Origin of the sequence: Lacticaseibacillus paracasei subsp. paracasei, from assembly GCF_000829035.1 — a bacterium.
GTDB classification, from domain to species: domain Bacteria; phylum Bacillota; class Bacilli; order Lactobacillales; family Lactobacillaceae; genus Lacticaseibacillus; species Lacticaseibacillus paracasei.
Genome location: NZ_AP012541.1, coordinates 664,696 through 680,165, shown reverse-complemented (window position 1 = coordinate 680,165; position 15,470 = coordinate 664,696). Strand labels below are relative to the sequence as shown.

General features: G+C 48.3%; 11 protein-coding genes and 1 pseudogene. 7 read left to right on the top strand and 5 right to left on the bottom strand.

Annotation, left to right across the window (positions count from 1 at the left end; translation table 11 throughout):
• Positions 1-67: 67 nt before the first annotated feature.
• A pseudogene (locus tag LBPC_RS03230) lies at positions 68-1,551 on the top strand (PucR family transcriptional regulator).
• Positions 1,552-1,643: 92 nt separating this feature from the next.
• Entirely contained in the window at positions 1,644-2,024 is a 381-nt protein-coding gene (locus LBPC_RS03225; RefSeq protein WP_003563820.1) for an iron-sulfur cluster biosynthesis family protein, read from the top strand.
• Positions 2,025-2,139: 115 nt separating this feature from the next.
• Here the strand turns inward: LBPC_RS03225 and LBPC_RS03220 are convergent, their stop codons facing one another.
• Together LBPC_RS03220 and LBPC_RS03215 are read right to left on the bottom strand one after the other, a co-directional pair.
• On the bottom strand, positions 2,140-3,435 hold the full coding sequence (locus LBPC_RS03220) for a sensor histidine kinase (protein ID WP_003604553.1): 1,296 nt from the start codon (positions 3,433-3,435) through the stop codon (positions 2,140-2,142).
• Positions 3,432-4,127 carry a response regulator transcription factor gene (locus LBPC_RS03215; RefSeq protein WP_003662870.1) on the bottom strand — a complete coding sequence of 232 codons (696 nt, stop codon included), beginning with the start codon at positions 4,125-4,127 and terminating at the stop codon, positions 3,432-3,434. Before LBPC_RS03215 ends, LBPC_RS03220 begins: the two co-directional genes overlap by 4 nt.
• Before the next feature lie 157 nt (positions 4,128-4,284).
• Between LBPC_RS03215 and LBPC_RS03210 the strand changes: the two genes are divergently transcribed.
• The 5 genes from LBPC_RS03210 to LBPC_RS03190 all read left to right on the top strand — a co-directional run bounded on the left by LBPC_RS03210 (position 4,285) and on the right by LBPC_RS03190 (position 11,813).
• On the top strand, positions 4,285-4,692 hold the full coding sequence (locus LBPC_RS03210) for a GtrA family protein (protein WP_003563810.1): 408 nt from the start codon (positions 4,285-4,287) through the stop codon (positions 4,690-4,692).
• A complete protein-coding gene (locus LBPC_RS03205) occupies positions 4,679-6,829 on the top strand; it encodes a mannosyltransferase YkcB-related protein (RefSeq protein WP_003593505.1) in 2,151 nt (716 codons plus the stop codon). The genes LBPC_RS03210 and LBPC_RS03205 overlap by 14 nt, the downstream gene beginning before the upstream one ends.
• Positions 6,830-6,864: 35 nt before the next feature.
• Positions 6,865-7,842 (top strand): glycosyltransferase family 2 protein, encoded by a 978-nt coding sequence (locus LBPC_RS03200; RefSeq protein WP_032781231.1) that lies wholly within the window; start codon positions 6,865-6,867, stop codon positions 7,840-7,842.
• 238 nt (positions 7,843-8,080) lie between these two features.
• A complete protein-coding gene (locus LBPC_RS03195) occupies positions 8,081-10,744 on the top strand; it encodes a cation-translocating P-type ATPase (protein WP_003662867.1) in 2,664 nt (887 codons plus the stop codon).
• A 109-nt stretch (positions 10,745-10,853) separates the two neighbouring features.
• Positions 10,854-11,813: an acrylyl-CoA reductase family protein gene (locus LBPC_RS03190; protein WP_003662865.1), complete on the top strand. Its 960-nt coding sequence runs from the start codon at positions 10,854-10,856 to the stop codon at positions 11,811-11,813.
• Between the two features lie 227 nt (positions 11,814-12,040).
• Here LBPC_RS03190 and LBPC_RS03185 read toward each other — a convergent pair whose 3' ends face one another.
• The 3 genes from LBPC_RS03185 to LBPC_RS03175 form a co-directional block, all read right to left on the bottom strand.
• Positions 12,041-12,844, bottom strand: a complete 804-nt coding sequence (locus LBPC_RS03185; protein WP_003563800.1) for an ABC transporter ATP-binding protein — start codon at positions 12,842-12,844, stop codon at positions 12,041-12,043.
• Positions 12,845-12,846: 2 nt separating this feature from the next.
• A complete protein-coding gene (locus LBPC_RS03180) occupies positions 12,847-13,818 on the bottom strand; it encodes an ABC transporter permease (RefSeq protein WP_003574026.1) in 972 nt (323 codons plus the stop codon).
• 202 nt (positions 13,819-14,020) lie between these two features.
• Complete coding sequence (locus LBPC_RS03175; protein ID WP_003574024.1) at positions 14,021-14,989, bottom strand: ABC transporter substrate-binding protein; 969 nt, start codon at positions 14,987-14,989, stop codon at positions 14,021-14,023.
• Between the last annotated feature and the right edge of the window lie 481 nt (positions 14,990-15,470).

Here is a 15,470-nt window from a genome sequence, read left to right as displayed (position 1 = left end):
ACAAATAAATTTGTATGTTTTTGCTAATTGACACGTGCCACCTTCACGTCACCTTCGAGGATAAATAATGAAATTAAATACTTTGCTCCAACGACTTGACCAAACAGTCCCATTAGCCTTTGATACCAGTCTCCAAAACCCCGAAATAACAAGTCTGCAATTTGACGATGATATGACTCTTTCGCCACATCCGACCTCACTGTATCTTGCTGTATCTGCTGATCAAACGATTACTTTGACAGGATCTGTTGGCAAGACTGCACAACTGTCCCTGTGTGCTCAAACGCAGCTAAAAAACGAGTCGCAACTTGCTCAACTATTCGATCGGGCTGGTTGTCTTTTGACGTCCGAAACAAGTTTACAAGCACAGGTTAATCAGCTTGCTATTAAAGCGATCACAGAGGACTTCGACACGATTCTTAATCAAGCCGCTCGGACATTAGGTAATCCCTTGATTGTTCTTGATCTTGTCGGGCAACCTGTGGCGCAATCCACGCAAGCGCCGGCCATTAGTGACTTGACAGCGCCAGCTATTACCTCTGTCCAGGTCCAACAGGCATTGAAAAAATTCAGACCCGCTAAAGACTTGATCCCGCAAGTTATTCTCATTCAGCAATCCCAGCTGCCCTTGCTGCTTTTATGTCTGCCATTGGCATATCGCAACAATGCCCTAGGCTACCTCGTCATGCCGGCCTGCGTCAGACCGCTCACCGCTGAACAAACTGCCTTCTTCAAAGCCGAAGCCAAAATTATCACCAGCTCCTTGATCAAAAACCGGATGATGCCGACCGCCGCCTCAAAACGCGATCAACTGCTCACCATGCTGCTTACCGAACAACAAAGTGGTACCTTTGCCGCTCAGTTTGCGAAAGAACATGCAACATTGCCAACAAGCATGGTTTTGATTAAAGGTGAGCCGCGTGCTGGACAATCTTTGGCAGCGTTGAAAGAGCGACTAAAGTATTTATTAACCCCGCTTTTCTCACAAACTTTGATCACACTTTATCATCATCAATGTCTAGCCTTAGTTTCTGTCGCTTGCCAACTTACAACAACCCTGAATTTAAAGCTGATTTAGCGACCATTGCCGATCGTGCCAACTGTCGTTTGATCGTTTCGAATCAATATACGCGGCCTGAAGATACCATCGCTGCCTATGCCGTCTGCAGTCGTACTGCGAAGCTTAAATCTCAACCAACTCACGTCACCATGTGTGAGGATGCCTTCTTTGACTTAATGCTGGCACAGGTCGATCATGCCGAAATTTTGCCATTTTTCATCAATCCGGCGGTTAAGGCATTGATGGATCATGATGCTGAGAATAAAACTGAGTTGTTGCCGACAATGGACGCTTATCTTGAATCTGGTGAAAACCTCACCCACACTGCCAGGCAACTTTTCATTCACTTAAACACGTTGCGCTACCGGCTCAAGCACATCAGTGACATTACTGGAATTGATTTAAAAGATGCTGAAACTTGTTTCAAACTTGGCGCGAGTTTTAAGGTGCGTCGATATTTGAATCACAATAAACTCACTTTCACCCGATAATTTGGTGGCTTTAACGTCATTTTCCCTGCGAGACAAATCAGTTGCTTTTAACGCCAAATCAGCCTATGTTAACGGCGAAAGGAGCTGATCCTATGCAAATTCATTTTGATGAAGGTGCCACTGAAAAAATCCAACCGCATCTGGGCGATGACAAAAAGTTGCTGCTTACGTTTGAAGATGGGGTGGGTCCTTATTCGCAGCATGCGATGATCCATATGCAGGTCCAGTTCTCACTTAACGTCGTAAAAGCTAGCGATCCGGCAACGGATTATGACACTGAAATTGACAGTAACCTTGGGCCAATTCTGATCAAGGGTTATTCGCAAGAAGATTTGAATGCCCACATGAATGTCCACTTTAACAAAACGCTGAATACCTTAGTTTTGAGTGGTGACGGCGGTGATATTGATACCAATATGGGCTTTATTGACTTCACCGAAGCCAATGGTGTTCGAAATAACCCTGCTCGCTAACTGCTATTTTCAAGAAACGTAATCTCGGTGCATTCTTAACAACTCGTAACAGAAAAGCCGCGTCAAAAATCAATTGTGATTTTTGACGCGGCTTTTTCTATGTTCTTTGGTTTGATCAACGCATACGCGGCTTATTTGGGAAGGTCGCGATGAAAAGTGCGCCATGAGGATGGACATCCTTGACTTCAATATGCCCGTGATGCATGGTCACAATCCACCGAGCAATTGCTAAACCAAGTCCACTACCACCTGTTTGGCGACTACGCGAGGCATCTTCTCGATAAAAACGTTCAAAAACGCGAGCTTTATCAGCATCCGCAATACTCGGCCCAGAATTGCCAACCTGCAACTGCCAATCACGTGGTGTCTGTGTCACTTCAACCCAGATAGAATCACCCGCCTGTGTATATTTAAAGGCATTGTCCAGTAAAATCACTAACAGTTGTTTCATCCTCGCCGTGTCAAACAGTGCACGACCGGCCTTGGGTAACGTTGTTGTGAAGGACTTCTGCTGACTGACAGCAATATCTTGATAAGAAGACAGCTGTGGTTCAAAGGCCTTTTCAAAAGGTTGATCAACCAATTCAATTTCGATGGTGTTGCTATCGGCTTTGGCAATTGTTAGCAGATCATCGGTCAGCTGACGCAAGCGTTTCGTCTCACCTAACGAAGTCGCAATTGCCTCACTTTCGTCAATGATGGTCGCTTGTGGTTTCGTCAGCAGGGCTTCCTGTTTGCTTTGAATCACGGCAAGTGGCGCCCGCAACTCGTGTGCTGCGTCGGCAACGAAATCCTGCTGTCGCTGCCATGACCGGACAATTGGCCGCATAGCACGTGTGGACAACCAGTATGACAAGCCGAGTGCCAATGCCCAAAAAAGAATAATGGTGACAATCAGAACCTGCCGAAATGATCGAATCGCTGCTTCCTGTGCATCGGTATTTTGCAAAATTAACACATAGTGACCGGCATACTGAGGATCTGCGCTGTATTTAGGTGCTTTGATTAATAGCGTCCGGAATGTTCCAGTTGATGTGGTCAATGTCTGTAACTTGTTTTGCGCTGATCGATCCAGTTTTAAATTTTTAAAGTAAGCATAAAACCGCTCACCAAGCATGGCTTGATTAATGATGCGGCCTTTTTGATTAAAGACCACCATGTTGGTCCGGAAAGGTGCTGGGTGAGTGACTCTCGTACCGGGTTGCTGCGGACCAAGCTTTGTCGTTTCTTCGTTTGGATTAAGAATCATTGCTTGTTGCTGCTCTAAGGTGTGATCAATGTCTTGATAAATTGAGCGCTCATATAAGAAAAAAACAATGATACCTAATACCACAAACAAGCCCGCAAAGCTCAACAGTTGCCCGATGAATAAGCGACGTTGCTGATGTTTAATACCTTTTTCTGCGTTCATTCACTGCCCTCCGGCTCCTGAAAAATATAGCCAACGTTGCGAATCGTTTTGATCCAATGCTCAACTTTTAGCGGTTTTAATTTTTTGCGCAGGTTGGACATGTAAACCTCCACCACGCTGACAGCTGTTTCAGAATCAAATCCCCACAAACGATCAAAAATCTGATCTTTGGTGATGATTGTTTTCTGATTTTGTAATAGATAAACCAACAGATCGAATTCTTTACCGTTCAAGGCCACTGGTTGATCGTTGATGAGCACCTCATGACTCGTCACATGTACCACAAAAGGACCAGCAGTTAAGCCGTCATCGTCAAAGAAGTGACCAATTCGCTTTAACAACGCCTTCAAACGCATAATGAGTTCTTCACGATGAAACGGCTTCGTCAGATAATCATCTCCGCCAAGTTCAAACCCGTGCAATTTATCGGTCAGCGCATCTTTGGCTGTCAAAATCAATACAGGTGTTTTAATTTGCTTTGCCCGCAACTTCTTGAGTACGTCAAAACCATTTAATTCTGGCAACATAATGTCCAAAATAATGGCATCAAAAATACCTTCCTCGGCCAAATACAGACCATCAGCACCGTTTAAGGCGGCTTCTGGGTCGGCAAATGCGCGGATAAAATCAGTAATACTCTCGTTTAAATCCGGATCGTCTTCGATCACAAGAATTCTCGGTTTAACTGTCATGTTCTGCCCCACTTATTTGTTGGTAACCTTATATCTGCTGGTCTGACCATATCATGATAACCATAAAGCCATCTTAAGAAATAGAATGCCCGACTTTAAGGTTAATTTATGCTGTAACTCTCATAATGATCCCATTCACCAAGAAGGGAGCGGTTTGATGCGTCAAAAGCTGAAACAATTCATCGGCTTCGGCTTGGTCGGTGGGGTCAACACCATTTTAACTTATCTCATTTACTTGACATTATATCAGCTGATCAACCCGACAGCCGCCATGGGGGTTGGCTACGGGCTGACATCCATTTTTGGCCTATTTCTTAATGACACATGGGTGTTCAAGGCAAAGGATCGACGCCAACTCAAAACGGTGGCACCGCGTTATTATCTCTCCTATGGCCTGACCTTCATTCTAAGTTTAGTTTTGACAAGTTTTTGGAATGATTTCTTACGACTGCCCAAGCCGCTTGCACCTATGTTCGCATTGATGATCACTGTCCCAACGAACTTCCTTTTAAGCAAGTTCTGGGTATTTCGAGAAAAGGGAGTTGCTGCACATGAAAAAAATTAAACAGTGGACCGTTGATTGGTGGTTTATTGGCATTCTGATCCTAGCCGCCTTTCTATATGCTTGGAATATTTGGGAAGCCGGTAACGCTAACGACTACTACACCGCCGCTATTACCAGTATGATTCAAAGCTGGCATAACTTCTGGTATGGTGCCTTCGATCCCGCCGGCTTCATCACCGTTGATAAACCGCCAGTTGCCTTGTGGTTCATGGCTATTTCGGCAAAAATTTTTGGCGTACATGGTTGGTCCGTTGTTTTGCCATCCATTCTTTTCGGGATTGGCAGCGTCGCCTTGATCTACAACATGATCAAACCGCGCTTTAACATTTGGGCAGCACGGCTTGCTGCGTTGGCGTTAACGCTGACACCGATCGTTGTTGCTGATTCACGAACGAATAATATGGATGCAACCCTTCAGTTCTTCCTCTTACTCGCCAGTTGGTGCCTCATGAAGGCCATTAGCAATCGCAAACCATGGCTCGTTGTTGTGAGTTTCGCGCTGATCGGCGTCTCTTTTAACATCAAGATGCTACAGGCATTTATGATTTTGCCGGCTTTGCTCTTATTCTTCTGGCTGGCTTCCAATCAGAAACTTTGGCGGCGCCTAGGCACCTTGGCTATTGCCTTGGTTGCTATGGCCGTCACCACCCTCGCTTGGCCAATACAGGTGGATTCAACCGCCACTAGTCAACGGCCTTACGTTGGCAGTTCGGAAACTAACTCTGAATTGGAGCTGGCTTTTGGCTACAACGGCACTGAACGATTACTCGGACAAACCACAGGAACTGGTGCTGCCTTCCCTGGTATGGGTACCAAATCCAAGACCGGCTCCACTGGCACTGCTGGCACCCCGCCAACCGGTGCTAAAGGCACGGCGCCGGGTGGCACGACTGCTAGGAAACCAACTGGAACGCCTGGTGCCGGCAACACAGGCAAAACACCACCTGCCGGAACAAAAATGCCCGGCACTAAGACTGGCGCGGCTGGGAAGCAACCCGCTGTGACGACCGAAAGAGGCGCTGGTACAGGTCGCAAAATGCCTGCCAACTTCAAAAAAGGGACGTTTAAGGGCGGTACACGTGGTCGTCAAGGCAGTCAACGTGGCGGTGCTGGTGGTGCTTTCTCCATCGGGACAGTCGGTCCATTACGCCTATTGCAATCTGATTTAGGTCCACAAATCAGTTGGCTTCTGCCAGCTGCAATCATTGGCTTCATCAGTGCCTTTGCCTACTATTTGGACCGCAAACGGAAATGGTACCAGACAACCATTCAACAAAATCACTTGCTCTTTTGGCTTGGTTGGCTCATCCCCGTTGCTGGCTTCTTCTCCATCGCCAGCTTCTTCCATCCTTATTACATGATCATGTTGGCACCACCAATTGCCGCCTTATTCGGCATCGGAACTGTCACTATGTTCAAACAATTCAAAACCGATCTGAAACATTGGCAAGCATGGCTTTTGCCAATCGCAATCGTGGTCACCACAGGCTTGCAGGCTTGGTATGTCAGTCTCTATTATCAATGGCAGCCATTCTTAGTCATCGCTGGCGGCCTGCTCGGTTTGATACTTCTGTTCATCGGCCGCACTAAAGCATGGTGTAAAACAGCGTTAGGCGTTGCCATCGCAGCAATCATGGCCGCACCAGCATTCTGGTCCTTAACGCCAACAATAGCTGGTTCCTCGGCTGGTATTCCTTCTGCCGGTCCATCACTGCTCTCCTCTAGCGGTAACGGTGGACTCGGCAACGGCACAGCAGATTCTGGCTTGTTAAAGTATGTTGAAAAACATCAAGGCAATGCCAAATACCTGTTTGCAACCAGCAACGCCAGCACTGCAGCCCCGTATATCATCAAATCTGGCAAAGCGGTCATGGCCATTGGCGGCTTTAACGGGACTGATCCAGCTATTACCTTGAAACAGTTCAAAGCGCTTGTTAAAAAGGGCGATATGAAGTATTACCTTTCCTCTGGCCGCTCAGGCAATTCGAAGATTGAAGCTTGGGTCACCAAAGTCGGCAAAAAGGTTGCCGCAAGTCAATATGGCGGCACTTCATCGTCCAGCACGCAAGGCTTTGGCAGCCGAGGCGGCATGGGCGGTGGCACCTTGTATGAACTCGATGCCAGCATGGTGAAATAAAGCGTCTTGATCTCTCTATGAAAGAAGTCCCCGATATGCGACAAGAAAAGAATCCATTCATTTCGATTGTGTTGCCGGTTTATAACGAAAGTGCTGGCATCGGCGAAACTTTAACGGTTTTGGCAAATTACGTTCGTGCACGGCCGGAACGATACGAGTTAATTTTCGTCAATGACGGCTCAACAGACGACAGTGCTGATCAAATCAGGGCCGCCATGGCCAAAAATCCGGCGATTCGGTTAGTCGATTTCTCCCGCAACTTCGGCCATCAGCTAGCAATCACTGCCGGCATTCGCTATGCCAGCGGCGATGCAGTGGTGGTCATGGACGCCGATCTGCAAGACCCGCCGCGTGTTATCCCAGAAATGTTAGCCCGCTGGCGTGAAGGCTATGACGTCGTTTACGGTAAGCGGCGCAAACGCAGTGGTGAAACGTGGTTTAAGAAGTTGACTGCCGAAATGTTTTATCGCTTACTCAAGGCTGTCACTAGCATCAACATTCCTGTCGATACCGGCGACTTCCGTTTGATGGATCGGCGTGTTGTCAATGTTCTCAAGCAGATGAATGAACAGGACCCATATGTACGCGGGATGGTCACTTGGGTCGGCTACAAACAAATTGCCGTTGAGTACGATCGTCAAGAACGGGAAGCCGGTGAAACGCACTATCCACTGAGAAAAATGCTGCACTTAGCTATGGATGGGATCACTAGTTTTTCCACAGTACCGTTAACTTTAGCTAGCTGGCTAAGCGGCTTCTTCTTGATCATCGCGGTTGCGCTCTTTGGGCTTAGTTTGGCACTAGGCCACCTCACTAGCTTAACCTGGGTCATGATCATCACCTTGCTAGTTGGCGCTGGTATTACCTTCACCATTGGCATGCTCGGCACCTACATCGCGAGGATGTTCGCTGAAAGCCGCCATCGACCGCTCTATATCGTTGCCGACACATACGGCTTCAAAACCCAAACGACGCAACATACAAGTTATCCTTATCACGCATTACAAAACTAGCCACAAGCGCCACTATTTAAAATCAAGAAAGCCGCTAACCTGTTGTTTGAATGACGACATCAGGCTAGCGGCTTTTTTGAGCACAAAAGAATAAGCTAAATGCCATAAATATGTTTGAACTAGCTGATGGTGCTCATGTCTAAACTCATTTTAAATTTTACAACACTAATATTTTTATGTTACGGTTATTATAAGTAAGTAATGATCGTGTCTCTGACAAATTGAAAGGAATGAACTCATGACAACAACGACCAAGCACTTGACGCGCTTAACGCCAAGCGATCTGGCCGCTGAATTAACGACGAACACCAAAACCGGCCTGACTGCTAAAGAAGCAGCTGCACGTTTGCAGCAAAATGGCCGCAATCAGCTCACCGCGGCTAAAAAGCCTAGCTTGTTCCGGCAAATCGGCCATCACCTCAGCGATATCACCTCACTAATTTTGCTTTTTGCCGTTGGTCTCTCTGCCTATCTGGCCTTGACGACTGACAGTGACTGGACCAAAACCATTGTTATTGGCGCCATCGTCATTCTCAATGTTGTGATCGCTTTGTACCAAGAACACAGCGCTGAAAAAGCACTCGCTGCCTTGAAAGCCATGACGATTCAAACCGTCACCGTTGTTCGTGAAGGCAAGACGCAAACCATTCAGGCCGCCGAGCTTGTTCCAGGCGATTTGATTCTCCTCAAGGCCGGCGATGCGGTTCCTGCAGACGCCAGAATCATTCAAAGCCAAGAACTTGAAGCGGATGAAGCAATTTTAACTGGCGAAAGTCTGGGCGTGACCAAAACGTCAGAAGCCTTGGCCACTGCTCCTGATGATCTTGGGGATGCTGCCAATTATATTTTCTCTGGCACAGCCATTACCAGCGGCAAGGCAACTGCGATTGTGACGGCTACCGGCATGGACACCGAACTGGGAAAAATTGCTGCACTGCTCAATCAGACAAAAAAGCAGACGACGCCACTGGCCAAACGGTTAAACACCCTTGGCAAGCGGCTATCCTTCGTTGCTATCTTGGGCGGTATCATCACCATTTTGCTAGCAACCTTGCTTCATCAGGAGGGCTTTACAGATAGCTTGATGCTTGGTGTCAGCCTCGCCATTGCTGCAGTTCCAGAAACCTTGCCCGTCATCGTCACCCTCAGTTTGGCTCATGGCGTTCAGAAGATGGCCAAGCGCCACGCGATTATTCGCCAAGTCACCGCTGTTGAAACCATTGGGAACGTGAACGTGATTGCCTCAGACAAAACTGGGACCCTCACGCAGAATCGCATGACAGTTACCCATTTCTGGCCTTATGGCAAAGAAATTCATAAAGTCGCCAACACAAAGTTGTCAGCCAATGACACCCGCTTTTTCAAGTATCTCGGTCTTGCAACCAACGCACACTTAACTGCTGATGATGAACCAGATATCGGCGATGCGACTGAACTGGCAATTGTTCGGCTACTTGATCATTACGATCTGAGTCGGACCGAGGCTGAGCAAACCTATCCGCGTGTGGCTGAAGCGCCGTTTTCATCTGACAAGAAAACCATGGCGACTTTGCATCGCACGCCGGATGGCCACTATCTAGCGATTATTAAAGGAGCAATTGACCGAATTAACTTTGCGCCTGAAAACTGGGAGCAAACTGCCACCGCAATCCATGACCAAATGACGGCACAAGCATTGCGGGTACTGGCGGCTGGCTATCAACAATTTGAAACCGATCCTGGGGAAAACTGGGAAACACAGCTAACCGCCGTACAACCGTTGGGATTGATTGGTATCATTGATCCGCCGCGCCCTGAAGTGCCCGCTGCCATTCGCGCTGCTAAACAGGCCGGCATTACAACGGTTATGATCACTGGGGATCATCTCGGTACGGCCAAAGCCATTGCTAAAGACATTGGCATCCTTGAAAGCGGCCAACAAGCGATCACCGGCCATGACCTCAGCCAAATGAGCGACGAGGATCTGGCGGCCAATATTGCTGATATCCGCGTGTTCGCGCGGACTACCCCGAGTGATAAAATTCGAATCGTCAAAGCTTGGCAAAAACAAGATGCGGTGGTCGCCATGACCGGTGACGGCGTCAATGATGCGCCAGCGCTCAAAGCTGCCGACGTCGGCATTGCCATGGGCATCACTGGGACAGATGTGGCCAAAAATGCTGCCGATATGGTTTTGACCGACGATAACTTTGCTACGATTATCGATGCTGTCGCACAAGGTCGAACCGTCTATCAAAATATTTTAAAAGCCGTTGAATTTCTGATTTCGGTTAATTTTGCCCAAATTTTCACGATGCTACTGGCCGTCCTCGTTGGCTGGGGTGCTGTGATGACACCTGAGCAGCTACTCATCGTCAACGTCCTTGCTGATGGTATTCCCGGCTTCTTCCTTAGCCGAGAGTTGGCTGAACCTGGCATGATGCACTTGAAACCCATTCCAAAAGCAGCCAGTATTTTCAGCAATGGCCTCGGCAAACGTGTGGCCGTGCGGACGACCACCTATGTTGGCTTGATTCTTGGCATCTACTTCGTTGGCCGTTTCGTGGTCAGCCCCGATGTGCCAGGTATCGGCATGACCATGCTATTTCTGACATTAGCCATCGGTTCGATGCTGGACATTTTTCCCATCAAAACCCGTGGTCGGCTTAACTGGTCAGCGATGACTGTCAATCCGATCCTGACTGGTAGCCTTTTACTGACGATGACAGTCATCGTTGCCTTAGCAACCATTGCGCCATTGCAACAAATTTTTCAGCTAGCGCCACTAACAGCCGGACAATGGTCCATCGTCCTCGGTGCCATCTGGCTGCCAATGTTGGTTGTTGAAACTTACAAGCGCCGTCAACATCGGCACGAATTAGCGCCATGGCGTCAGGCCACCTTATCAGATTCGGCAGAATAACGTTGGTTTTGCGATATCATCGTTATCTGATATGCTTTAGTTAACTAATGAGCATGGCAATTCAACACCATCAATAGGTGGAAGAATACCATCCAAGGAGGCTTGTTCTATGCAAACATTTCAAGCATTGGTTCACGATGGGCAAAAGGCAACTTTTCAAACCCTGCACGAAGATGACTTACCAGCAGGCTATTTATTGATCAAGGTCGCTTATTCAGATATTAACTACAAAGATGCGCTTGCCTATCAACCGCAGAATCAAATTATTCGAGATTATCCACAGATTCTCGGGATTGATTTAAGTGGGACTGTGGTAGCCAGTCAAGATGCCAATTTTAAAGTAGGCGATCAAGTGTTGGCCACCGGTCATGGTCTAGGGGTCAGTCAAGGCGGTGGTTACGCTGAATATGCCCGCATTCCGGCTTCTTGGGCAATCACGCTGCCATCAGCCATGACACTTGCTAGCGCCATGAGTTTTGGCACGGCGGGTTTGACCGCTGCCTTATGTGTCGCTGCTTTGACCGCGCACGGCATGACGCCTGAGCATGCACCGCAGATTCTTGTTGGTGGCGTAACGGGCGGTGTCGGCAGTGTTGCCATGCGCTTATTAGAGCAAGCAGGCTTCACGAATCGAATCGGTATTGTGCGGACACCAGATCAGCAAAAACAGGTGATGTCACTTGGCGCCACGGCAACATTAGCACTTGACGAGCTGCCCAAGGGAAAGGCTTTGAGTAAGCAACGCTTTGACTTTGCCATTGATCCGCTCGGTGGATCGTTCACAACCAGTTTGCTGCCAAGTATGCGTTATGGCGGCGCAATCGCGTTATGTGGCAATGCTGCAGGAACTGCCTTGCCGCTGACCGTCTTCCCCTTCATTTTGCGCAATGTCAGCTTGCTCGGTGTGGATTCCGTCAATGCCCCTGCTGCGGCCCGAGCAGCCGCATGGGAGACATTGGACAAATTGGCGCCAATGCCTGTCGATACGGTCAAACTAGCTGACTTGCCACAAACCTTGACGAAACACTTTAACCACCACACAACCCGGACGATTGTGGACATGGGCTAATGGAAAAGTGCCAGCTGCTGAGTATCTGTATTTGCTGGCAGCAGTTATGAATTAACCACTAATTTCGGACATGCTTGATTTTTTAACCATCAAAGTTGCGCTTCAACCAAACACGGTTGAAAGACAACTGATAGCCACCAAAAGACGACTGATTTTCCAATGGCGGAAATCAGTCGTCTTTTGTTTTCTCATAGAGGATCTATTCATTAACTTCTTTTAGGCCAGCTTTAACTCAACAAAACAGCATCATCGGCAAACTCTTGTCCACTGCGTTCTTTAAACATCGTCAATAAGTCTTCGACGGTCAGGTGCTGTTTTTCCTCGCCACGGACATCAACAGCAATTTCACCATGATCCAGCATGATTAGGCGATCACCATATTTCAGTGCACTGGCCATGTTGTGTGTGATCATCAAAGTTGTCGTATGTTGCGCGCGAACCATTTTATCAGTCAAAGCCATGACGGTAGCGCTTGTCTGCGGATCGAGCGCTGCTGTGTGTTCGTCAAGCAATAACAACGCCGGTTCTTTTAAAGTAGCCATCAGCAAGGTTACTGCCTGTCGTTGACCGCCAGAAAGCAAGCCCATTTCGGCACCCAGGCGATTCTCAAGGCCCAATCCAAGGGTCGCCAATTTTTCCTTAAAATGTTGGCGATCACTCCGTTTGACCCCACTGGCCCAAAAGTTACGCCAAGAGCCGCGTTTTTCGGCCAATGCCAAATTCTGTTCGATTGTCAGCAACGAGGCGGTGCCGGAACGCGGATCCTGAAAGACTCGAGCAATTACCTTCGCCCGCTTAGCAACATTTTGATAGGTCACGTCCTTACCGTTAATCAAAATCTGCCCCTGACTAACCGGGAGCGTACCAGCGATACTGTTCAGCAACGTTGATTTACCTGCGCCGTTGCCACCAATAATCGCGACGAACTCCCCGCGTTCAAGACTGAGATCAATGCCTTTCAGCGCGTGATTCTCGTTCACGGTTCCTTGTTCAAAATACTGATGAAGTCCATGCACTTCAAGTACGGCCATGGCTAAACCTCCTTTTGCTGATCACCAGCATGTGTGCTCATCGAATCGGTTTTTGCTGCTTGCATCTGTGCCTGAACGATGCGAGCTTGACGCCGATTACCGTGACGAATTGTCATGAGTTGCAATTTCTTTTTCAGTAACGGCAATGACAGGAAGATCGTTAACATCAAGGCGTAGAAGAAACGCAGGTAGTTCGGGTCGACACCAAGATCCAGCACAACCGCAATAATCAGGCGGTAGATCACAGCGCCGACAATGATCATCAACAACCGCGCCCATAACGGCACGCCGCGCAATAGGATTTCCGAAATAATGATGGCTGCCAAAGCAATGACGATGGTCCCAATCCCCATCGACAAATCCGCATAGCCATTGGTTTGCGCCATGAGACTGCCTGATAAAGCAATAAGGCCATTGCTCAGCATGTAGATGATAATTTTCATCGCATCATTGTTGATCCCGTTGGCCGCCGCCATGTTCTGGTTGTTGCCGACTGCCGCAGCAGCTAAGCCCATCTCGGTATGGAAAAAGAAAACCAGAATACCAATCACGATGGCGACCACAATGGCACCGATGATGATGCCAGTGGTCGTGGCATCACCACTGTCAACCAGATTGAAAACCGTCTTAACAGTCCCAATCAAACTGATATTAGCCTTGCCCATGATGAAGAGGTTCACCGAATACAACCCGGTCATGGTCAAAATACCAGTGAGCAAGTCTGGAATATGCAACTTGGTGGTTAAAAAGCCTGAAACTGCACCAGCTGCAGCGCCTCCGGCAAAACCCATGAGCGTCGCCGCAATCGGCCCCACCCCCGTGACAATTGCATGAGCAGTAATCGCAGCGCCCAAGGGAAAACTGCCTTCAGCCGTCATGTCAGCAATGTCTAATATTCGAAAAGTCAGGTACACGCCAATCGCCATGACCGACCATAGTAATCCTTGGGCAATACTTGATGTCACGATGTCCATAATGAAAAGCTCCTTTGTTAAGTGAGCGCGAGCCAGCCCGGGTAGAAAGCGGAGTGTAAGCGGCCTTGGGCGTGATGGTCGCTCTTTGACCATTGCGACCGAGGTCCTTACACGCAGGCTTCTGGGCTGGTGAGCGCGTTATGGTAGAAGCGCGAGTCAGCCCGGGTGCTGCGACTGCCAGCGCGTTATGACACGAAATCGATTATTCAGCTTGCTTCAAGGCAGCCTCTGTCAAACCAAATTGTTTCATCCGGGTCGGATCAGTGACCAATCGAGTTTTAGCCGGTTTTTCAACAGGCAGATCGCTGACTTTCTTCCCCTTCAAAATTTGAACAGCCAGTTTGCCAGTCTGCCGGCCTAGATCTTCGTAATTAATCCCTACTGTCGCCACCCCGGCTAATTTCACCATCGTCGCATCAGCAGTGACGACCGGAATGTTTTCTTTCGTGCTGATTTTGCCAATGGTCGGCATTGAGGCCGCCATCGTGTTATCGGTTGGAATGTACACAACATCACTTTGTTTCATCAGTGCAGTGGCACTTTGTTCAACATCGTTGGTGGTCGCGGCGGTTTTTTCAACGGCGGTTAACCCCAGTTTCTTGATTGCTGCCTTCGCAAGCTTGATCTGAACTTGAGAGTTTTCTTCGGCGGCGTTGAATAATAAGCCAACTTTTTTGGCCTTAGGAAAGGCTTTGTGTAAAAAGTTGATCTGACCAGCGACATCTACCATGTCCGTAACGCCTGTAGCGTTTTTGTCCGGCTTGGCTGTTGTGGTCACAAGACCAGCCGCTTTTGGATCCGTGATCGCCGTGAACAACAATGGGGTCTTGCTGTCTGCCTTCTGCAGGGCTTGGGCAGCCGGTGTAGCGATCGCCAAGTTGAGATCGTTTTTATCACGTTGCAAGCGCTGGCTCATCGTCTGAAGATTAGATTGATCGCCTTGGGCATTCACGTAGTCCAACTTGATCTTCTTGCCTTTGTAACCGGCTTTGGCCAGTTCTTCAGTGAAGCCTTTGCGGGCCGCGGTCAACGCTTGCTGGTCAATCAACTGTAAAATGCCGATTTTAACCTGACTCTTGTCAGCCGCTGCACTGGTTGATTTTCCACAACCGGCTAAAACCATGATAGTGAGTGCTGCTGCCGCAATAGCGGCCATTCGTTTGATCTTCATTTTTCTTCCTCCTGGGATGTACGGGTTAAGGTGATGGTGCTTCACACTTTGTGCAAACGCGCTCACTGGCGCAGAAACCTACATGTAAGGACCTTGGTCGCAGTGGTCAAAATACGACTATCACGACCAAGGCCGCTTACACTCCGGTTTCTACCCGAGCTGACTCGCGCTCTTACAAAAATAGCCAGCCACTGGATTTTTCGTCCATGTGGCTGGCCATTGTTTTTTCCCGGAAAAAGAAAAGGCCACATGGATGAATTCGTCCATGTGGCGGTTAATTGCAAGTTAAACACTTACGGCCATCATGGATACAAACCTGATTGGCTTGTATCCATGAGATACAAACCATTATCCGAAATAGCCGTAATAATAAGAATGATTAAGTTGTGTTGTTTTGACTCGATCCATGATCAACACTCCTTCATGCAGAGATGTTCTCTCTGACTTGTCTCAAAGCGTATACTCATATTCTCATCTTGTC

Excerpts from the sequence above, each read along its gene's own strand:
- LBPC_RS03225 (WP_003563820.1), top strand. The coding sequence starts at position 1,644 with ATGCAAATTCATTTTGATGAAGGTGCCACTGAAAAAATCCAACCGCAT.
- LBPC_RS03220 (WP_003604553.1), bottom strand. The coding sequence starts at position 3,435 with ATGAACGCAGAAAAAGGTATTAAACATCAGCAACGTCGCTTATTCATC.
- LBPC_RS03215 (WP_003662870.1), bottom strand. The coding sequence starts at position 4,127 with ATGACAGTTAAACCGAGAATTCTTGTGATCGAAGACGATCCGGATTTA.
- LBPC_RS03210 (WP_003563810.1), top strand. The coding sequence starts at position 4,285 with ATGCGTCAAAAGCTGAAACAATTCATCGGCTTCGGCTTGGTCGGTGGG.
- LBPC_RS03205 (WP_003593505.1), top strand. The coding sequence starts at position 4,679 with ATGAAAAAAATTAAACAGTGGACCGTTGATTGGTGGTTTATTGGCATT.
- LBPC_RS03200 (WP_032781231.1), top strand. The coding sequence starts at position 6,865 with ATGCGACAAGAAAAGAATCCATTCATTTCGATTGTGTTGCCGGTTTAT.
- LBPC_RS03195 (WP_003662867.1), top strand. The coding sequence starts at position 8,081 with ATGACAACAACGACCAAGCACTTGACGCGCTTAACGCCAAGCGATCTG.
- LBPC_RS03190 (WP_003662865.1), top strand. The coding sequence starts at position 10,854 with ATGCAAACATTTCAAGCATTGGTTCACGATGGGCAAAAGGCAACTTTT.
- LBPC_RS03185 (WP_003563800.1), bottom strand. The coding sequence starts at position 12,844 with ATGGCCGTACTTGAAGTGCATGGACTTCATCAGTATTTTGAACAAGGA.
- LBPC_RS03180 (WP_003574026.1), bottom strand. The coding sequence starts at position 13,818 with ATGGACATCGTGACATCAAGTATTGCCCAAGGATTACTATGGTCGGTC.
- LBPC_RS03175 (WP_003574024.1), bottom strand. The coding sequence starts at position 14,989 with ATGAAGATCAAACGAATGGCCGCTATTGCGGCAGCAGCACTCACTATC.